Source organism: Paraburkholderia phenoliruptrix (assembly GCF_047325075.1).
In the GTDB taxonomy this organism is placed as follows: domain Bacteria; phylum Pseudomonadota; class Gammaproteobacteria; order Burkholderiales; family Burkholderiaceae; genus Paraburkholderia; species Paraburkholderia phenoliruptrix.
Genome location: NZ_CP168531.1, coordinates 3,089,481 through 3,110,237 on the forward strand (window position 1 = coordinate 3,089,481; position 20,757 = coordinate 3,110,237).

Genomic DNA, 20,757 nt, shown 5'->3' on the forward strand with positions numbered 1-20,757 from the left:
AGCGGGGATCAATGGAAATCGCGGCTCGCGGTGGCCAGGTCGCCGAGCCACTCGCTGAGATCTTCCAGACGGTGTGCCACCAGATGCACCACCTCGCCCTTGTTTTTTCGTCTCGTCTTGCCGGCCTGATTCGCGGCCGCGCTCTCTTCGCCTGGATGGCCGCCGGTCGCGACGCCGTCGTCGCGCTGCAGGACGCCGTAGACCGCGAGCAGCGAGGAGCCGAGCAGCGCCTTGCGCTGCTTTTCCACCAGAGACGGCCAGACGATCACATTGATCGAGCCGGTTTCGTCTTCGATGGAAACAAAGATGGTGCCGTTCGCGGTGCCCGGCCGTTGCCGCACGGTGACGATGCCGCATGCCCGCGCGAGCGTGCCGTGCTGACACGCCGCGAGGTCCGCTGCCGTGCGAAAACGCCGCCTGGCAAGACGCGCGCGCAACAGCGCGAGCGGATGGCGATTGAACGTGAGCCCGAGACTCGCGTAATCGTCGATGATTTCACGAGCCTCGTCGGCCTGCGGCAGCAGGAGCGGCGCTTCGGCAATCGGCGCGTCGCGCAGCAGTTTGGGAACGATGTGCTGCGCGGTCACAGCCCACCACGCTTCCCGCCGATGACCCGCGATACTCGCCAGCGCATTCGCCGCCGCGAGCGCTTCGAGATCGCGCCGCGTCAGCGCCGCGCGGCGCGCCAGATCGTCGACATTGCTGAACGGTGCATGGCTGCGCGCGGCCACGATGCGCTCGGCAGCCGCCTGCGCGAGTCCCTTGATGAGGTGCATGCCGATGCGCACGGCGGGACCGCGCGCGCCATAGGTGCCGGGCGGTTGAAACACGCGCGCGCTCAACCGCCGGGCGGCGCGCCGGATCGTCCTGCTCACGCTCAGGCGACGCAGCGACAGATCGCGCAACTGCTGCGCGGACACGACGGCCTGCTGACGATGCAAGCAGGTCTCGCTTGCCAGAACGCGCTCCCCTTCGCGATCGCGCTTCTCGAAGGTCGATTCCCAGTCGCTCAGTGTCACGTCGGGCGGCAAGACTTTGACGCCGTGGCGCTTTGCATCCTGCACGAGTTGCGACGGCGAATAGAAACCCAGGGGTTGGCTGTTGAGCAACCCGGCAAGAAAGGCCGCCGGCTCATAGCGCTTTAACCACGCGCTCAAATAGACGAGCAGCGCAAAGCTCGCCGCGTGGCTCTCCGGGAAACCGTACTCGCCGAAACCTTCGATCTGCTGGCAGATCCGTTCGATAAATTCGGGCTCGTAGCCGCGCGCCGACATGCGGTCGCTCAAATCCTTCTGGTACTTCGCGAGGTTGCCGGTGCGCCGCCAGGCCGCCATTGCACGTCGCAACTGATCGGCCTGCTCGCCGGTGTACTTCGCCGCGACCATGGCCAGATGCATGACCTGCTCCTGAAAAATCGGCACGCCGAGGGTGCGCTCAAGCACGGGCCGCAACTCGTCTTTCGCATAGTCGATCGGCTCGAGGCCCTGCTTGCGACGCAAATACGGATGCACCATGCCGCCCTGAATCGGCCCCGGCCGCACGATCGCCACTTCGATCACGAGGTCGTAATACTTGTTCGGCTTGAGGCGCGGCAGCATGCTTTGCTGCGCCCGCGATTCGATCTGGAACACGCCGACCGTATCGGCATGGCCGCACATTTCGTAGACGGCGCGGTCTTCGCGCGGAATGTCCTGCACGCGGAACCGCGGAAAACCGCGTCTTAGCGCGACGAATTCCAGCGCGCGCCGAATGGCCGACAACATGCCGAGCGCCAGCACGTCCACTTTCAGCAGCTTGAGCGCGTCGATATCGTCTTTATCCCATTCGATCACGCTGCGGTCTTTCATGGTCGCGTTTTCGATCGGCACGAGTCGCGAGAGCTTGTCCCTCGCGATCACAAAGCCGCCGACATGCTGCGACAGGTGACGCGGAAAAAGACGCAGTTCCTTCGTGAGACGGATCAGATTCTTCGTGATGTGAGAGTTGGCGTCGAAGCCCGCTTCCTTCAGATATCCGGCCACCGCCTCCGGGCCGTCCCACCATTGCTGCGATTTGCTGATGCGCTCGATCAGCGACGCTTCGAGACCGAGCGCCTTGCCGACGTCCTTCAATGCACTGCGCACATGATAGGTAATGAGCGATGCGGTCAGCGCCGCGCGATGGCGCCCGTACTTCGCGTAGATGTACTGGATCACCTCCTCGCGGCGCTGATGCTCGAAGTCGACGTCGATATCGGGCGGTTCGTTGCGCGCGCGAGAGATGAAGCGCTCGATCAGCATGTTCATGTGCACAGGGTCGATTTCCGTCACGTGCAGGCAGTAGCAGACGATCGAATTGGCCGCCGAGCCGCGGCCCTGGCAAAGAATGTTTTTCGAGCGCGCGAAGCGCACGATATCGTGCACCGTCAGAAAGTACTTTTCGTATTTCAGGTCGGCGATAAGATGCAGTTCCTTTTCGATCTGATCGATGCGCTTCAGGTCCATGCCGTTCGGCCAGCGCTCCGACGCGCCCGCCATGACAAGCTTGCGCAGGTAACTCGACGGCGACTCGCCCGCGGGCACCAGCTCTTCAGGATACTCATACTTGAGTTCGTCGAGCGAGAAGCGGCACCGTGCGGCGATCTTGAGCGTTTCTTCGAGCGTATCGCGCGGGTAGAGCTTGCTCAACCGCACCCGCGTGCGCAGATGCCGTTCGGCATTCGCCTCGAGCGCGTGGCCGCATGCCGGCAGCGGCGTGTTCAGGCCAATGGCCGTCATGGTGTCCTGCAAAGGCTTGCGCGATCGCGTGTGCATCAGAACGCCGCCCGCCGCGACGAGCGGCAGACCGCTCGCTTGTGAAATCATCCGCAAGGCGTCGATCTGAAGATCGTCGCTGCCGGTTTGCCAGAGCTCGAGCGCGATCCACGCCCGGGTTCCGGCAAACGCGGCGAGCCAATGTGCGCAATGCAGCGTATGCGACAGCGTGGCCGTGCGCTGCGGCACGAGCATCAGCACACAATCAGGCAGGCTTCGCAGATGCTCCAGATGCGGCAGCGAATCGATGAAATCCGCCGGACAGAGCCGGTAGCTGCCCTTCTCCGCGCGCGAGCGGCCGAGCGTGATGAGTTCCGAAAGATTGCCGTAACCGTTGCGATTCGTTGCAAGCGCAACCAGCGTGCAGAAGGGCTCGCCATCTGCACTCGTGAGATTCAGTTCACTACCGATGATCAGTTGCGGCAGCGGTTTCAACATCCAGTTTTCGAGCGCCTCCTGCTGCAGCGCTGCGTCTAACGCTTCTTGCGGGAGCGGGCCGGCTTCGCTCCCCTCGGCTGCCTTCAGCTTTTCCTCGATTTCCTTGCGCAAACGATCCTGCTCTGCCTCCATTTCCTTGAGCGCCGTATGAGCGCGCACGACGCCCGCCAGCGAACATTCGTCGGTAATGGCAAGTGCGCTGTAGCCGTGCAGCATGGCCCGTTCAACGAGTTCATGCGGATGCGAGGCGCCGCGCAGAAACGAAAAATTAGTCAGGCAATGCAACTCCGCATACGCCGGCAGGTTCCTGGCGGGCGGCTGCGGCGGAGAAAGTCCTGATGCGGATGCCGTCATGATGTTCAACCGAACAGACCCTGCAAATACCACTCGCCGGTCATGCGCTCGCGATAAACCCAGAACATATGGCCGCGATCGTCGGCGGCGACGTAGTAATCGCGCTCGACGAGATCGCCGTCCCACCAGCCGGCCTCGATCCGCTCGGTACGCGTCAGCATTTTCAGCGGCCGGCGATAGATTGGTCGCTGGTCGCGCATCATCAGGCGCAGGGGTTTGTCGAGCATCCAGACAGGACGCGGCTGTGAAGGCAAGATGCTGTCGGGGAGATCTGGCGATGCTTCTTGGGGTCGTTGATGTGCGTGTTGCACGGTGGACGTAGTGGTGGTTTCTGCGTCGGCCAAGGTGAATGGGTTCGGCGTGGCTTGGGCTTGGGCTTGGGCTTGGGCTTGGGCTTGGGCTTGGGCTTGGGCTTGGGCTTGGGCCGGAGCCTCAGCGTCCGCTTCCGTGTCGGTCGCGCTGGCGGGCGACGCGCCCTCGCCCGCTGCGTTGCGCAATTCATCAGTTAGCCAGGTTTTATCCGCTTTGATTCTGGGCCGCGCCAACGCCCGCGAACGCTTCTTGCGCGAAAATGCCTGAGCCTGGTACGCCTCGGCACGCATTGCACGTTCCGGTCGATGATCGTCCTGCACCGACATCTGCAATACGTTTTCCGGCCCCAAGCGAGCGCTCAGGCGTTCGAGCAGCCGTGCGATCGACTCACCGTCCGACTCCGGCATGGGAAACAAGGTGTCCGACTGGCCTGCATACTCGGCGATCTGATCCGCGACAAGCTTCAATTCGATGACGGGTGCCGCGAGAACCGTCTGATTCAATTTCTCGCGCAGCAGCCAGATAAGATGCTCGGCATCTCGCGACGGTACGGCCCACGCGACCTTCAGGCTCGATGTCTTCGGCGAATGGCGGGATGCCAGCTCATGCTCGAGCAGCAACGTATAACCGCTCAGCGCCGCATGATGCGCGCTCAGCCAACCGGCCAGCTGCACGATCAGCCGGCGTGCGGCGAACAGCAGTGCATCCGCGTTATCGACGCGCGACGGCAATTCCAGCTGCGCATGAAACGACGCAGGCGCACGAAACGATTCGCGCGGATCGGGGCGCGTGCCATACGCCTGGGCCAGCAGATCCAGAATGCCGCTACCAAACCGCCGGACTACGCCCGCGCGGGGCAATTGCCGCAATTCGGCGAGGGTCGCGCATCCGAGATGCGCGAAAGCGTCGCGATAAGTGGGCGCAACCGGCAGCAGCGACACGGGCAAACGGTCGAGTACACGCGCGAGCGAATCTTTTTTCACCACATGCCAGCGACACCCTTGCCGTTTGGCACGTGCCTGCGCCAATAGCCAGGCACCCCACGCCGTCGGCGCGCAGGCGACGCGCGCGGTATAGCCGAATTCGGCAACCGTGGCCGACACACGAGCCAACAAGGTTCGCAAGCCACCGAACAACCTCAAGCCCGAGCCGACTTCCAGCAGCAAGGTGTGCGTGTCGGCCAGCGAGACCTTCGGCGTGTACGTCAGGAGCGCAAGTGCGATGGCTTCGAAGGCCTGAATCTCGCGGCTGGCGTCGGCAGTCAGCAGCTTGAGCTCCGGCGCCAATGCCAGTGCATAGGAACGCGAGTGGCCCGGTTGCACGCCGGCACGCAAGGCATCGACGTCCGGCAGCAGAATGTGTGCGTGGTCGGCGAGCGCATAGCAGTGCGCGTCGGCGATGTTTCCAGCATCGCACGACGGGTTTGTGTCGCGAGACGGCTCACACCGATTCGGCTTCGCGGACGAACCATCCGGAAGCGAGGTCAGCGGCTTTACCGCCTCCAGCGACAAGAGAGGCAATGCGACGGCGATCCACAACATGTTGAGTCTCTAATCCTTGACCGCTCTCTGCCCCGTTCGCCGGTAATAAAGTGTCCTGCAGAGGCAGAACGAGACGAAGCGGCTCGGCGAGTGGCGGCCCGCGGCGCTTGAAGATGTCGATCGACAAGCCAATGTCCTGCAACCACTGACGACGGTTGATCGTCTCGGCATTAGCCGGCAAAAGCGGCTCACAGATCATGCGCAATGGAGCTGGCGACGACTGCGCGGCGGCCGCCACAGGCCGCATCAGAAATGCTAGTGCAGTGGATTCCTGAGCCGCGACCTGCAAGCGCCTCACTTTATCGGCGCGCGCATTCGATAACCACACCACCACCGCGCCGATGCCATCCTGCTTCAATGCCTGAGTGGCGGCCCAAAGCGCCTTGTCTTCGTCCGAGCGCACCCAGAGGACCCGTTCCACGTCGACGCCCCAAGCCTTCAATGCCGCGGCGCATGGCTGATAAGGAGGCGCCACGAGCATTACATGCCGTCCGGCTTGCTTCGTCAGATGACAAAGCGCGCGAGCCAGCAAACGCAGCTCGCCCGCCCCCCAATGTTCGACCAGCAACTCCGTCAGACTACCCGCCGGCCAGCCTTTTCCGGGCAATACCTGATCCAGCGCGGTATAGCCGCTCGGCACCACACGCGTATCCACCTCGGCAAGTTCGTTGCCCTGCCACATTTGACGCCGCAATTGCGACGACAGCGGAGTTGTCACAAGCTGAATCGCTGCTGCCATAGACACACTCGTTCAATTGAGAACGTTCCGCCCTGCTCAACCACGAGCAACCGAGGACGACAAGTTTCACTGTATATTTATACAGTATTTTGAGGGTGATGTTAAGCAGGAGAGAACGGGAGAAGAGGCAGCAGCGGTGAATGGTTCGGATAAGAGAGAACCGACGTGGAGTTTTAGTGTCAGTAACCGACTTGATTCAAAGCCGATGGCACAGACGTGGCGCTCGCCGCGCACGAACACCACGTATCCCGTCGCGATGACGGTCAGGGCCGGCCCGCTGACCTGGCAGCTCGATCCGCTGATGGACGATCAGGAACTCGACTCGCGTCAGTCGACGGGGGCGGTGTACTGGGAAGGCGCAGCACGGGTGAGCCGCGCGGGCGCCGACGTCGGGCGCGCGTATCTGGAACTGACGGGGTATGCGGGGGCGCTGCGTACTGGCGGTGAGCGGTGAGCGGTGAACGCTGAGCGGGATGAGCGATGCGGCGATCGGACGCGCAGCACCCGACGCTTCGGGCGCCAGCCGTTTCGGTGCCGCTGTACCCGCGGTCCGTAAACGCAGAAACCCCACCTTTGCGGGGTGGGGTTTCTGACGGTGCTGGGGAGCCTGACGATTACCTACTTTCACACGGGTAATCCGCACTATCATCGGCGTGGAGTCGTTTCACGGTCCTGTTCGGGATGGGAAGGGGTGGGACCGACTCGCTATGGTCATCAGGCTTTGACGGGTTGCCGTACTGCCGGTGGGGCAATACAGCCAATCTGGAAGAAGTAGTTTCTGGTGATGCTCACCAGGCGATGCGGGGTTGTGCTGTATCGGGCACAACATGGATCTCAACCGTGTGTGGTCTGCATAAGACCCTGCGCGTGGCGCAGGGTGGGGCATCCATAAGTGCTGAAGCACTAACGGCTGCCGACACACACCTGTTATAGGATCAAGCCTTACGGGCAATTAGTATCAGTTAGCTGAACGCATTACTGCGCTTACACACCTGACCTATCAACGTCCTGGTCTTGAACGACCCTTCAAGGGGCTCGAAGCCCCGGGGATATCTCATCTTAAGGCGAGTTTCCCGCTTAGATGCTTTCAGCGGTTATCTCTTCCGAACATAGCTACCCGGCGATGCCACTGGCGTGACAACCGGTACACCAGAGGTTCGTCCACTCCGGTCCTCTCGTACTAGGAGCAGCCCCCTTCAAATATCCAGCGCCCACGGCAGATAGGGACCAAACTGTCTCACGACGTTTTAAACCCAGCTCACGTACCTCTTTAAATGGCGAACAGCCATACCCTTGGGACCGGCTACAGCCCCAGGATGAGATGAGCCGACATCGAGGTGCCAAACACCGCCGTCGATATGAACTCTTGGGCGGTATCAGCCTGTTATCCCCAGAGTACCTTTTATCCGTTGAGCGATGGCCCTTCCATACAGAACCACCGGATCACTATGACCTGCTTTCGCACCTGCTCGACTTGTCGGTCTCGCAGTTAAGCACGCTTATGCCATTGCACTATCAGCACGATTTCCGACCGTACCTAGCGTACCTTCGTACTCCTCCGTTACACTTTGGGAGGAGACCGCCCCAGTCAAACTGCCTACCATGCACTGTCCCCGATCCGGATTACGGACCAAGGTTAGAACCTCAAACAGATCAGGGTGGTATTTCAAGGATGGCTCCACGCAGACTGGCGTCCACGCTTCACAGCCTCCCACCTATCCTACACAGACCGGTTCAAAGTCCAATGCAAAGCTACAGTAAAGGTTCATGGGGTCTTTCCGTCTAGCCGCGGGGAGATTGCATCATCACAAACACTTCAACTTCGCTGAGTCTCGGGAGGAGACAGTGTGGCCATCGTTACGCCATTCGTGCAGGTCGGAACTTACCCGACAAGGAATTTCGCTACCTTAGGACCGTTATAGTTACGGCCGCCGTTTACCGGGACTTCAATCAGGAGCTTGCACCCCATCATTTAATCTTCCGGCACCGGGCAGGCGTCACACCCTATACGTCCACTTTCGTGTTTGCAGAGTGCTGTGTTTTTATTAAACAGTCGCAGCCACCAGTTTATTGCAACCCCTTCACCCTTCTCGCGCAGGCGAGTCAAGCTACAGGGGCGTACCTTATCCCGAAGTTACGGTACCAATTTGCCGAGTTCCTTCTCCCGAGTTCTCTCAAGCGCCTTAGAATACTCATCTCGCCCACCTGTGTCGGTTTGCGGTACGGTCTTGTTGAACTGAAGCTTAGAGGCTTTTCACTGGAACCACTTCCGATTGCTTCGTGACCTAGATCACTGGCCTCGCACCCTTGAATTCCGCGCCCGGATTTGCCAAAGCGCCTTCTCCAATGCAAGGACCGGGACTTCCAACACCCGGACAACCTTCCGCGATCCGTCCCCCCATCGCATTCAACAATGGTGCAGGAATATTAACCTGCTTCCCATCAGCTACGCATTTCTGCCTCGCCTTAGGGGCCGACTCACCCTACGCCGATGAACGTTGCGTAGGAAACCTTGGGCTTACGGCGAGGGGCCTTTCACCCCTTTATCGCTACTCATGTCAGCATTCGCACTTCCGATACCTCCAGCACACTTTCCAGTGCACCTTCGCAGGCTTACGGAACGCTCTCCTACCATGCACATAAATGTGCATCCGCAGCTTCGGTATATGGCTTAGCCCCGTTACATCTTCCGCGCAGGACGACTCGATCAGTGAGCTATTACGCTTTCTTTAAAGGATGGCTGCTTCTAAGCCAACCTCCTGACTGTTTTAGCCTTCCCACTTCGTTTCCCACTTAGCCATATTTGGGGACCTTAGCTGGCGGTCTGGGTTGTTTCCCTCTTGACACCGGACGTTAGCACCCGATGTCTGTCTCCCGTGATTGCACTCTTCGGTATTCGGAGTTTGCTATGGCGTAGTAATCCGCAATGGACCCCACAACCATGACAGTGCTCTACCCCCGAAGGTGATACACGAGGCACTACCTAAATAGTTTTCGGAGAGAACCAGCTATTTCCAGGTTTGTTTAGCCTTTCACCCCTATCCACAGCTCATCCCCTAACTTTTCAACGTTAGTGGGTTCGGACCTCCAGTACGTGTTACCGCACCTTCATCCTGGCCATGGATAGATCACCTGGTTTCGGGTCTACACCCAGCGACTGAACGCCCTGTTCGGACTCGCTTTCGCTACGCCTGCCCTAATCGGTTAAGCTTGCCACTGAATGTAAGTCGCTGACCCATTATACAAAAGGTACGCCGTCACCCCCTTGCGAAGGCTCCGACTGTTTGTATGCATGCGGTTTCAGGATCTGTTTCACTCCCCTCCCGGGGTTCTTTTCGCCTTTCCCTCACGGTACTGGTTCACTATCGGTCGATCACGAGTATTTAGCCTTGGAGGATGGTCCCCCCATCTTCAGACAGGATTTCACGTGTCCCGCCCTACTTCTCGCATACCTAGTTCTTCCAATCTGTTTTCGCTTACGGGGCTATCACCCGCTATGGCCGCACTTTCCAGAGCGTTCAGCTAACAGTTCAGATAAAGAATGCAGGCTGCTCCCATTTCGCTCGCCACTACTCTGGGAATCTCGGTTGATTTCTTTTCCTGCGGTTACTTAGATGTTTCAGTTCACCGCGTTCGCCTCACATGACCTATGGATTCAGTCATGGATACTCCATTCGGAGTGGGTTTCCCCATTCGGACATCTACGGATCAAAGCTCGTTTGCCAGCTCCCCGTAGCTTTTCGCAGGCTACCGCGTCCTTCATCGCCTGTGATCGCCAAGGCATCCACCACATGCACTTGTTCGCTTGACCCTATAACGGGTATGTCTCATCGTGCTGGACACGACAGGACCCACTCGCTACAGGTTGAGTATTCGTGTTGCGCCGTATTCCAAAGCGATCTTTCGATCACCTTTAAAATACATCGATACAATCACAACCCTGATTCACCTACTCGCGCACCCATCTCCAGGCACACTTTCGTGAATCTCTTTACTACTTCTTCCTGATTGTTAAAGAACGTTCAGCCGATATCACGACTGGATCGTGCATCACGCTGACTGGCTCAATTGCCAATGCATAACGCTCAGCTCGCACTGAACACTAGGCATTGGGAATTGGTGGAGGATGACGGGATCGAACCGACGACCCCCTGCTTGCAAAGCAGGTGCTCTCCCAGCTGAGCTAATCCCCCCGCGGGTCACACAGATACAGGGGACCTCAGTAAGCACCCCGGTCAGCCACCACACAAGACAGCTGGTGGGTCTGGATGGATTCGAACCATCGACCCCCGCCTTATCAAGACGGTGCTCTAACCGACTGAGCTACAGACCCCTGCGTCTGTCTGCGTTTCTTTACTTACAGCCGATAAGCGTGAGCGCTCAACACCCTGACGCGTCAAGCTCTGGAAAGGAGGTGATCCAGCCGCACCTTCCGATACGGCTACCTTGTTACGACTTCACCCCAGTCATGAATCCTACCGTGGTGACCGTCCTCCTTGCGGTTAGACTAGCCACTTCTGGTAAAACCCACTCCCATGGTGTGACGGGCGGTGTGTACAAGACCCGGGAACGTATTCACCGCGGCATGCTGATCCGCGATTACTAGCGATTCCAGCTTCACGCACTCGAGTTGCAGAGTGCGATCCGGACTACGATCGGTTTTCTGGGATTGGCTCCACCTCGCGGCTTGGCGACCCTCTGTTCCGACCATTGTATGACGTGTGAAGCCCTACCCATAAGGGCCATGAGGACTTGACGTCATCCCCACCTTCCTCCGGTTTGTCACCGGCAGTCTCCACTGAGTGCTCTTGCGTAGCAACTAGGGACAAGGGTTGCGCTCGTTGCGGGACTTAACCCAACATCTCACGACACGAGCTGACGACAGCCATGCAGCACCTGTGTGATGGCTCCCTTTCGGGCACTCCCACCTCTCAGCGGGATTCCATCCATGTCAAGGGTAGGTAAGGTTTTTCGCGTTGCATCGAATTAATCCACATCATCCACCGCTTGTGCGGGTCCCCGTCAATTCCTTTGAGTTTTAATCTTGCGACCGTACTCCCCAGGCGGTCAACTTCACGCGTTAGCTACGTTACCAAGCCAATGAAGGCCCGACAACCAGTTGACATCGTTTAGGGCGTGGACTACCAGGGTATCTAATCCTGTTTGCTCCCCACGCTTTCGTGCATGAGCGTCAGTATTGGCCCAGGGGCTGCCTTCGCCATCGGTATTCCTCCACATCTCTACGCATTTCACTGCTACACGTGGAATTCTACCCCCCTCTGCCATACTCTAGCCCGCCAGTCACAAATGCAGTTCCCAGGTTAAGCCCGGGGATTTCACATCTGTCTTAGCGAACCGCCTGCGCACGCTTTACGCCCAGTAATTCCGATTAACGCTTGCACCCTACGTATTACCGCGGCTGCTGGCACGTAGTTAGCCGGTGCTTATTCTTCCGGTACCGTCATCCGCCACGGGTATTAGCCACGGCGTTTTCTTTCCGGACAAAAGTGCTTTACAACCCGAAGGCCTTCTTCACACACGCGGCATTGCTGGATCAGGGTTGCCCCCATTGTCCAAAATTCCCCACTGCTGCCTCCCGTAGGAGTCTGGGCCGTGTCTCAGTCCCAGTGTGGCTGGTCGTCCTCTCAGACCAGCTACAGATCGTCGCCTTGGTAGGCCTTTACCCCACCAACTAGCTAATCTGCCATCGGCCGCCCCTGTAGCGCGAGGTCCCGAAGGATCCCCCGCTTTCCTCCGCAGAGCGTATGCGGTATTAATCCGGCTTTCGCCGGGCTATCCCCCACTACAGGACACGTTCCGATGTATTACTCACCCGTTCGCCACTCGCCGCCAGGCCGAAGCCCGCGCTGCCGTCCGACTTGCATGTGTAAGGCATGCCGCCAGCGTTCAATCTGAGCCAGGATCAAACTCTTCAGTTCAAACCTGTTACTGTTTTCGGGCTCTCTCGAACCCGGTCGCTCACTCAACGTACTGACGAATGATTAACCTCACTCCTCCACAGAAGAGTCAGGCAACCTTCCTTTCATTACTGTGTGAGACTTGATACTTTCGCTTTTCCGCCAGACCCCAAAGAGTCCGGCGTAGCGTCGTCGCATCAAGCGCCCACACTTATCGGCTGTTAGTTTTTAAAGATCGGTTCGCACACTTCGCAGCGCCTGATTTCAACCACCCGGCACTGCTTCGTTCTGCGTCGCTGCATCAGCAGCAGAGAAGCGAGATTATGAAGAACTTCCGTCGCGCCGTCAACAGGTTTTTGTTACTGACTGAACCTGCTGCCACCGCCGGAAGCCTTGCCACTGCTGGCTTTCCCGCTTCCCGTGCCCCGGCGTCCGGAGCACGAAAGAGCGAAATTCTAGCGAGCACGGCGGCGGGTTGCAAGCCCCAATCCGCATTTATTCAAGGCGCCTTTTCGATACGCCCTATTTCTCCGGCAACAGGCGGTTTAACGTCTGGTGTCAATGAGCCTGCAGCAGGCGCTCCGATGGTCCAGTCGTGCAGCACCGTGTACGCAACCGCCAGCAACGTCGGTCCGATGAACACCCCGAGGAAGCCAAACGCGAACGCGCCGCCGAGAATGCCCAGCATGACGAGAATCAACGGCATGTCACTATTTTTCCCGATGAGAATCGGCTTGATCACATTGTCCGACATGCCGACCACCAGTACGCCCCACACGACGAGGAAGATGGCCCAGCCGGTCGCCCCGCTGTGATAGAGCCAGATGGCCGCGGGCAACCATACTATTACCGGGCCGCCTGGTATCACCGAGAGGAAAAACGTCGCGAGCCCCAGCAATGCAGGCGCCGGCACGCCAGCGATCCAGCAGCCGAACCCCGCCAGAATGCCCTGAACAAGCGCAGTGCCAAGGATTCCGTAGACCACACCCTTGACGGTGCTGCCTGCCAGCGCCAGCAGATAATCGGCGCGCTCACCGGCAATGCGCCGCATGCCCGCGTTCAGCCACGCGCCCGCGCCCTCGCCTCCGGTGTAAAAGAAAAAGGCCAGCACGATACTTAACGCGAGCAGGCCAAGACCGTGTGTGACGGCAATCGCCGCAGAAAGAATCCACTTGCCGGCCGGCGCGGCCAGAGTGCGCAACTGCGCGATCAGCTCGGAATTGCTGCTTGTCAGCGTCTCCCAGAAACTTTCGATGCTCGAACCGACCACGGGAATTCGCGCCACCCAAGGCGGCAGATCCGGCAGTCCGGCTTCGAACAGCCTTTGAACCAGCGCCACGATGTCGTGGACGTGCGCGCCGAACGCAAAACCCGCATAGACGAACGGCCCGAGCACCACGATCAGAATGATCAGCACGATCAACGTGGCGGCCCATTTTCGCCTGCCGCCGACTGCCGCGGTCAGCCTCCGGTAAAACCCCCAGGAGCTATAGCTGAGGATCGCACCCCACAGCAAAGCCGTGGTGAACGGAGCGAGCACAAGCAAGGAGCCGCCCACCAGGATAATCAGCGCGAACACCGCGGCCAGACGTTCAATCAATTGGTCGGATTTCACCATGAATCTCCTGTTGCGCCAGACCGTGGCGGCAAGCCCGGACGCCGCCCGGGCGCCCGCAAAAAGCGCTCAGTATATAGAAGCGACTTCCACGCACCTGTCGTCTTATATTATTTGACGAAGTCGGGACGCGAAGTCTGTCCGACCTACTTCACCAGTCTGATTTTTCGTCGTGAAACGTCCTAATCGATCCGGCACTACGCGCCAAACAATATGGCGCCCCGGAAACGACTAGAATATAAGGTTCTGTGCACACCCAAACTTCCGGATTTATGCGCTCGCGAATCGCCAAACGTCTCCCCCCCGATGCCGACAAGCTTGTCGGTCTTTCGCTCGCGCTTTTCGCGTCGGGCAGCCGTACCGAGGACCGCTTCTGGGAAGCGAAACTCGACGCGCTGCTAGCCAGGATCGTGCGCAACGGCAATCAGACCACGCTCGACGCCGCACTCGACCATCTGCAGCAGAATCATCCTGACGCTTACGGCGCGCTCGCCGACATGGCCGAAACGCACAGCGAGTCGTTCGTCATCGAGCACGAGGGTGCGTCGTATGAGGCGTTGCTGATTGCCGCGCCGGTCCTCGCGTGGACCCGCTACATGATCCCGTCCGGCCCGCTCAAAGCCGACGCCGCCGACGCCTTGCGCGCGCATCTGCAGGCTCATGTACTCGCGGCCAATACGCGCGTCGCCATGGCGCCGTTTTTGTACAGCATCGACCAGTTGCCGCGCCATCACGTCGAAACCTGGCGCATTGCGCAGCAGCTCGCGCAGGCCGCCATGGCCGGCGGCAGTCTCAAGCTGAACTTCGGCGAACTGCCGGAAACCTCGCCGATTCTCGCCGACCCGCGCTTCCTGCTAGCGGTAGTGGCCGCGCCGGTCGGCGAGCCGACCTTTCGCTGGCAGGAAGAAGAACACGGCAACCGCATCGAGCGCGGCCAATGTCTCGAGCAGTGGGCAACGCAAGGCGGCGCCAATCTGTCGCTCGTGCTGCCGGGCTGCGAGTTCGAGTGTCTGCTGCCCGACGCCTACTATTCCGCGTGCCGTGATGCTGACGAACGCGTGCGGCCCCACACCGTGCGAACCGCCGTGCGTTATCTTTTCGACACAATTGGCGCAGCGCCGCAGGACCTGCGCGCGGTGGTCGCCGGCTTCGGCGAGCGTCGCATCGACGAATACCGCGTCGGCTTCACGCGCCGCGGCAGCAATGACGTCATCTACGGCGTCGTGTGGCCGCTATACGGCCGCGAAAACGGAGAAGCCGGCATCGACGAAGAGCCGCAGGAAACCGCCGCTCCAGATGCTCCGCTCGAGGAAATCGTCGCGCTGCTCAAGGAAACTGGCGTGACCGACGTGCGGCGCCACGCCGGCCGCTTCGAGCCTGAATATTGCGATGACTGCGGCGTGCCGTTGTACGCCGACCCGCTCGGCGAAATCGTCCACGCCGAAATGCCGGAAGATGCCGAGCCCGCCCAGCCGCACTTCCATTAAACAGGCGCGCCGCCGGCGCATCGCAGCTCCGCAGGAAGCCCCGCCGCGCGCGGGGCTTTTTTATGCCTGATGCCTCCTATGCCTTTCGGACAGCCGTCAAATCGAAGCGAATTTGTCATCATAGTCACGGCGACGCATCGCAACGCCCGGCCACACGCCTCGCGAATGCATCGCGCCAATTCGCCCGATTCATCTGGAGACATGCATGCGATTCTCGATACTCAACTCAGACGCGGAACGACGCGACGGCCTCAAAGCGTTGTTGCGGCAGATCAACCGGCTGGCACGCTTTAACGAAGGGCAAGACTGGCGCCAGGTCGAGCGTACGCTCAAGCGTCAATGGCCCGATCTGCTCGTGATCGACTGGCAGGACTGGATGTCTGTCAAGGACGTCCGGCATCTGCTCAGCCACTACCCGGATCTGCGCATCGCAGTGCTGACCGACAAGATTTCGCCCAAGGTAGTGGGCGAGCTCATGGACGAGGGCGTGCGCGGTGTCGTGGCGCGCGAAACCGATCCTTGCCTGATCGTGCGCGCCTTTGAAATGGTGCTGCTGGGCGGACACTATGTGCCCTCGGGCGCTTTGCCGCTCAATCCGCCGCTGCCCACGGACACCGCCATCCGGCCGTTCGACGAAAAGAACCCGCCGCCGCGCCGCACGCGGTTGTCCAATGGACTCTCGCCCCGCCAGGAGCAGATCATGCGCTGCGTCCATATGGGCAGCACCAACAAGATGATTGCGCGCACGCTCGGCATCAGTGAAGGTACGGTCAAGATCCACCTGACAAGCATATTCCAGCAGCTCGGCGCACCGAATCGGGCCGCCGCGGTCGCGCTTTACAACGGATGGCTGACGAACCAATTGCAAGTACTGCGCAACAAAGGCGACAACCTGATGCGGCCGGTCATGGGTCAAGCCGGCCTGGTGCCGCTGCGGCGTGCCTCTCAGCGGCGCTTCGAATACCCGTTGTCGGCTAACGACACGGCAGCGCCCCTGCCGATGGCAGCCGAGCCCGGCACGGCCTACGACGAGGCGCCTGCCGCGAAGCTTCCGTCTGAGTCCGTTACGGAAAGTTCCTCGTGATGTGACGACGCGCGCGCCGGCAGCGTGACGCGCGGTTTCTGCCAGTGCGTGTACCGGCTGGCACGGAATCCGCTCACACCTTTTGTCGTCCAACGAGTAATATGAGACTCATGGGTTTCCTCTACACACCGCTTCCGTTCTGGATCGCTGTCGGTGGCTGGATCGTCACTGCGATAGTGGTCGCGCTCGCGCTGTGGAAAAATCCTTTCAAACGTCTTCAGGACGGCACATTGCAGCATGTCTGGTTGGCCATCATCGTGGCCGTATCGGTGCTGTGGGCAAGCAACGCCTGGCTCGACGACGGAACCGTCATGCATCTGCTCGGCGCAACGCTCGTCGTAACGCTGTTCGACTGGGCACTCGCGCTCATTGCCATGGCAGTGGTCACGGGTCTCGCGGGCCTGATCTTCGACGCACCGTGGCAAGGCATCGCGCTGACTTTCCTCGTGTTCGGCGCGGTGCCGGTCGGCATCTCGACACTGCTTCAACGGGCCAGCATTGCGTGGCTGCCGCGCAATCTCTTTATGTTCATCTTCGGCCAGGGCTTTGTGTCGCCGGCTATTGCCGTTTCGCTCACGGCGGCGGCGGCACTCGGCGTTCATGTCGCGCTTGCCGACGGCTCGCCGACTGTCGTGCCCGCAGGCTATGCGCTCAGCGTGCTTTTACTCGCCACGGGCGAGGCATGGTTCACGGGAATGTCGACGGCATTGATCGCGGTCTACCGCCCCGCATGGGTCACCACTTATGATGTTCGGCGATACCGGCTCGGCGGACCGCGCACGTGAACGCCGACAAGCCTGTACGCAAGCTCGCGCCAAAGCGACCGCGTTGCGCGGCGTGCATGTGAACACGCGCCGAGCCTCTGCAGAGCCCGGCCAAACAGCGGTCGAAAAATAGTTGCGGCATGATTGAACTCAACCATGTCGCCAGGCATCTTACGTGCCTCACGTCTCATTAGCGTCTAACGAACTTGATGGATTGCACCAACGCACCGCGCCGACTGCTGCGGCTGGTCGGCCGGTTGGCAACATTGGCAGCAAGTCTCTCGCTTGTCTGCACGCCGCCCGCATTCGCCGACCAACTCGAACAGCACAACGATCTCGTCAACAAATTTGTCAATGAAATGCACGCCGACCCGCTGGTAGCGGATTGCGCCGCGCATGGCAATTTTGTCGCGAGCACATCGACCGCTTTTGATCACGTCGAATTCCCACCCAGTTCCTTCGACAGCGCGCACGCCTCGATCACACCGTGGAACGATTCGTTCGACGAAGGCAAGCAGCGCGTCAAGGTGGACAACATCGTCACGGTGGAAGGGCTCGGCATCCGCCAGAACGGCGGAGGCGACGCTGCCGACCTGAAATTCCGTTGCGGCTATGTCGGCTCGCAAATGCTCGCGTTCAGCTGGAACGACCCGGTGCCGCCCGCACGGGCGCGCAGCGGGGAACATTCACAGTCGCGTGCGACGTCGGGCAAGCATCGTGGCGGCAAGGGCAAGCAGGCGGCCACCAGCAAAGGTGCAAAGAAAAGCACGGCCAAGTCGTCGAAAGGCACGTCGAGCAAATCGTCCAGCAAGAAAGCACCGGCGAAGAAGCACTAGGCGAAGATCGCGCGTCACCATGCGCGGCCGGCAACGCCGCCCCCCGTCCCATCTTGGGCGCTGGTAATACCGCCAGAGTGGGCAATCTTCAGCGCGTGTCGTGATGAAATCCGCGGCGCGCGCTTACGGCAACACAAAAGCACACACGCAACCCATGTGTGCCTTTGTGCCGCCTCCCATCAGGCGAACCTCTCCAGATGCCACAAAATCGCCTGCAGCATCGCCGCGCCGAGCGACGCGCTGCGCTCGCCGTTCCAGCCCACCCGTTCGTCAGGCAAGTTGGCGTTGTCCTTGAACGGCATTTCCAGCGTCAATGACAAACAGCCAAATTCGTTGCCGATATATTTCGACGCCAGCTTGAGCGCATCCTCGCGATACTTGCTCGCCGCGTAGCCGTACTTGTCCTGGAAATCAGGGCTCGCCTGTTTGAATGCTTCGATAAAGGCTTTCTGTTCCTCGGCTTGCCGCTCGGTGAATCCCGGCAGCATCTCGGAGCCCGCCACGAACACGTAAGGCAGCGCCTCGTCGCCGTGAACGTCGAAGAACAGATCACAACCGGTTGCGCGAATCGCGTCGCGCACCACGAGGACCTCGGGACTGCGGGCGGCGTCCGGCTCCATCCACTCGCGGTTCAGATTGGCGCCCGCCGCGTTCGTGCGCAGGTTTCCGTGCACGCTGCCGTCCGGGTTCATGTTGGGCACGATATGAAACACGGCGTGATCGTACAGCTTGCGCGCAACCGGATCGCCCGCCCAATCGCCCCAGCCGACGAGCCGCTTGACGAGCCCTTCGATAAACCATTCGGCCATTGTTTCGCCGGGATGCTGACGCGCGATCAGCCAGATGTTCTTCTTCGGCGTGGCGCCGCTTTGGGGCGTGCCGAGCGTGAGCAGCGACACCGGCCGGCCCTCGACGGTCGTGCCCAGTTCGGTGAGCGCGGCATGCGGCATCTGCTGAACGGCGCCGAGAAACTCGGCGTGACGTTCCTCGCTGTACGGCTCGAAGTACGCGTAGTAAATGCGGTCGAACTCCGGCGTATGGTCGATGATGAGCACGCGGCCGTCGTAGGACGTCGGCACGCGAAACCAGTTGACGCGGTCGTAGCTGGCCACGGCCTGGTAGTCGCGCCAACCTTCCGCAAAGGCGCACGCTGCCGCATTCTCGAAGGTCATCACACAGCGCTCGCCTGCCGCGCCCGAGAGCCGGAAGTAGAACCACTGCGCGAAGTCCGCATGGCTGTCGGGCCTGACGCGCAGGCGGATGTCCCCGGCTTGCGCGCAGGACAGCACCTCGATTGCGCCCGCGTCGAAGTTGCTCGTAATCGATAAAGTCATGATGTGATTCCCTGCAGGGTGTGCGACAAACCGCCGGGCGGCGCTCTGCCCGCCGGCGTTCCGCTTATTCGGCGACGCGGCGGCGGAATACGTAAGTGGAATCGTTCGAGGCCTGAGCGTCGAACGCATAGCCTTCCGAGTCGAACGCCTTCAGTTGTTCCGGCTGGTCGAGGCGATGCTCGACGGCATAGCGTGCCATCAGCCCGCGCGCGCGCTTTGCATGAAAGCTGATGATCTTGTAGCGGCCGCCCTTCCAGTCCTCGAACACCGGCGTGATGACCGGCGCTTCCAGCAGCTTCGGCTTGACCGACCTGAAATACTCGCCCGACGCGCAATTCACCAGCACCCGCGAGCCCGCCGCGCGCTTCTTCAATTGCACATTCAAGGCTTGCGTGATGCGCTCGCCCCAGAATGCGTACAGGTCCTTGCCGCGCGGGTTGGCGAGGCGCGTGCCCATTTCCAGACGGTACGGCTGCAGCAGATCGAGCGGACGCAGCAGCCCATAGAGCCCGGACAACACGCGCACGTGGTTCTGCGCAAAATCCAGATCCGCCGACGACAGCGTCTTCGCGTTCAAGCCCTCATACACGTCGCCGTTGAACGCGAGCACGGCCTGCTTCGCGTTGTCCGTGCCGAAGCGCGGCGACCACTGCGCATAGCGCTCGACATTGAGGTGCGCCAGCTGATCGGAAATGCTCATGAGCGAGGCGATCTGTTGCGGCGACAAACGACGCAAGCCGCTGATCAATTCGGCGGCATCGTCGACAAAATCGGGAATGGTGTGCTTCTTGACGTGAGGCGGGGTGTCGTAGTCGAGCGATTTCGCCGGCGACAGAACGATTATCATAGAGGCTTGCAGGCACGCCGTGCCTGGCGGTCAAAGACGAAAGCCAGATTGTAACGAATGCCCGGTTCCCATGCCTCACGCGGCGCTTTGCGCGTCGTTCTCGATTCCAATGTCTGGATCGACATTCTCGTGTTCGACGATCCGCACACGCGGCCCATTCGCGCCGCGCTCGAAAGCGGCGCCCTCGCCGCGCTGATCGACGCGCGCTGCCTCGCCGAACTCACTTACGTGCTCGACTATCCGCAGTTCGTCGAACGCAAGGTGGACAAGTCCGCCGCGCTCGCCGTTCTCGGGCGCCTCGCGCAGCTTGTCGAACCTGCGCGGCCCGAAGACGCGCGGCCGCTGCCCAAATGCAAGGACCGCGACGACCAGAAATTCCTCGAACTCGCGCATGCCGCACAAGCGCACTGGCTGATTTCGAAAGATCGCGCCGTGCTGAAACTCGCGAAACGGATCGCGCGCGATTTCGGCTTTCAGATTGCACAGCCCGCGCCGTTCGCCGCCTCGCTGGCTGATCCTGCCGGCAACGCACCTGGCGGTTCGACCAGCCAAGCAGCCGTGGAAAGCCCGGCATAACCCTCGGCTTCGAGCCCGCGCTGCGCCGCGGCCGCGCACGCAGCGCCGCGATTCCCTACAATCAGGCTTCGCGGGTTTCAAAACGATGCCTGCGCCCACTCACCCGTCCCGCCCGAACCG

11 protein-coding genes, 2 tRNA genes, 3 rRNA genes and 1 pseudogene are annotated in these 20,757 nt (G+C 60.6%); 6 read left to right on the forward strand and 11 right to left on the reverse strand.

Translation table 11 applies throughout. The features are described 5' to 3' along the window. Window positions 1-8 precede the first annotated feature (8 nt). Genes ACEN8U_RS25705 through imuA form a run of 3 tightly spaced genes read right to left on the reverse strand, consistent with a single transcriptional unit; the run spans window position 9 to window position 6,176 of the window. Window positions 9-3,584: an error-prone DNA polymerase gene (locus ACEN8U_RS25705; protein ID WP_310112216.1), complete on the reverse strand. Its 3,576-nt coding sequence runs from the start codon at window positions 3,582-3,584 to the stop codon at window positions 9-11. Between the two features lie 5 nt (window positions 3,585-3,589). Beyond that, on the reverse strand, window positions 3,590-5,437 hold the full coding sequence (locus tag ACEN8U_RS25710) for a Y-family DNA polymerase (RefSeq protein ID WP_413657794.1): 1,848 nt from the start codon (window positions 5,435-5,437) through the stop codon (window positions 3,590-3,592). Further along, the gene (gene imuA / locus ACEN8U_RS25715; protein WP_310112210.1) at window positions 5,337-6,176 is read right to left on the reverse strand and encodes a translesion DNA synthesis-associated protein ImuA; all 840 of its coding nucleotides are present in this window, start codon (window positions 6,174-6,176) and stop codon (window positions 5,337-5,339) included. The genes ACEN8U_RS25710 and imuA overlap by 101 nt, the downstream gene beginning before the upstream one ends. A gap of 211 nt (window positions 6,177-6,387) precedes the next feature. On the opposite strand from imuA, the pseudogene ACEN8U_RS25720 reads away from it, so the two are divergent. Next, window positions 6,388-6,630, forward strand: a pseudogene (locus tag ACEN8U_RS25720) (lipocalin family protein); the annotation flags it as partial. 151 nt (window positions 6,631-6,781) lie between these two features. Here ACEN8U_RS25720 and rrf read toward each other — a convergent pair. The 6 genes from rrf to ACEN8U_RS25750 all read right to left on the reverse strand — a co-directional run bounded on the left by rrf (window position 6,782) and on the right by ACEN8U_RS25750 (window position 13,709). Then, a 5S ribosomal RNA gene (gene rrf / locus ACEN8U_RS25725) occupies window positions 6,782-6,895 on the reverse strand. Window positions 6,896-7,107: 212 nt separating this feature from the next. After that, window positions 7,108-9,987 (reverse strand): 23S ribosomal RNA (locus ACEN8U_RS25730). A gap of 306 nt (window positions 9,988-10,293) precedes the next feature. Continuing rightward, a tRNA-Ala gene (locus ACEN8U_RS25735) sits at window positions 10,294-10,369 on the reverse strand. A 63-nt stretch (window positions 10,370-10,432) separates the two neighbouring features. Further along, a tRNA-Ile gene (locus ACEN8U_RS25740) sits at window positions 10,433-10,509 on the reverse strand. 74 nt (window positions 10,510-10,583) lie between these two features. Then, window positions 10,584-12,115 (reverse strand): 16S ribosomal RNA (locus ACEN8U_RS25745). Together the 16S, 23S and 5S rRNA genes with 2 tRNA genes alongside form the textbook arrangement of a ribosomal RNA operon. Before the next feature lie 478 nt (window positions 12,116-12,593). Then, window positions 12,594-13,709, reverse strand: coding sequence for an AI-2E family transporter (locus tag ACEN8U_RS25750; RefSeq protein WP_310106390.1), 1,116 nt, complete (start codon window positions 13,707-13,709; stop codon window positions 12,594-12,596). A 272-nt stretch (window positions 13,710-13,981) separates the two neighbouring features. Between ACEN8U_RS25750 and ACEN8U_RS25755 the strand changes: the two genes are divergently transcribed. The 4 genes from ACEN8U_RS25755 to ACEN8U_RS25770 all read left to right on the forward strand — a co-directional run bounded on the left by ACEN8U_RS25755 (window position 13,982) and on the right by ACEN8U_RS25770 (window position 17,880). Next, window positions 13,982-15,196, forward strand: a complete 1,215-nt coding sequence (locus ACEN8U_RS25755) for a DUF2863 family protein (protein ID WP_013587807.1) — start codon at window positions 13,982-13,984, stop codon at window positions 15,194-15,196. A gap of 205 nt (window positions 15,197-15,401) precedes the next feature. Beyond that, window positions 15,402-16,280, forward strand: a complete 879-nt coding sequence (locus ACEN8U_RS25760; protein WP_310106304.1) for a response regulator transcription factor — start codon at window positions 15,402-15,404, stop codon at window positions 16,278-16,280. A 110-nt stretch (window positions 16,281-16,390) separates the two neighbouring features. Then, entirely contained in the window at window positions 16,391-17,065 is a 675-nt protein-coding gene (locus ACEN8U_RS25765; protein ID WP_013587805.1) for an energy-coupling factor ABC transporter permease, read from the forward strand. A 188-nt stretch (window positions 17,066-17,253) separates the two neighbouring features. Further along, window positions 17,254-17,880, forward strand: coding sequence for a BspC domain-containing protein (locus ACEN8U_RS25770; RefSeq protein ID WP_310106302.1), 627 nt, complete (start codon window positions 17,254-17,256; stop codon window positions 17,878-17,880). A gap of 179 nt (window positions 17,881-18,059) precedes the next feature. On the opposite strand, the gene ACEN8U_RS25775 is transcribed toward ACEN8U_RS25770, so the two are convergent. Together ACEN8U_RS25775 and yaaA are read right to left on the reverse strand one after the other, a co-directional pair. Beyond that, window positions 18,060-19,214, reverse strand: coding sequence for a M14-type cytosolic carboxypeptidase (locus tag ACEN8U_RS25775; protein WP_310106299.1), 1,155 nt, complete (start codon window positions 19,212-19,214; stop codon window positions 18,060-18,062). A gap of 64 nt (window positions 19,215-19,278) precedes the next feature. Continuing rightward, a complete protein-coding gene (gene yaaA, locus ACEN8U_RS25780) occupies window positions 19,279-20,061 on the reverse strand; it encodes a peroxide stress protein YaaA (RefSeq protein WP_310106296.1) in 783 nt (260 codons plus the stop codon). A gap of 57 nt (window positions 20,062-20,118) precedes the next feature. Between yaaA and ACEN8U_RS25785 the strand changes: the two genes are divergently transcribed. Further along, complete coding sequence (locus tag ACEN8U_RS25785) at window positions 20,119-20,637, forward strand: putative toxin-antitoxin system toxin component, PIN family (RefSeq protein ID WP_310106293.1); 519 nt, start codon at window positions 20,119-20,121, stop codon at window positions 20,635-20,637. The last annotated feature ends 120 nt before the right edge of the window (window positions 20,638-20,757 follow it).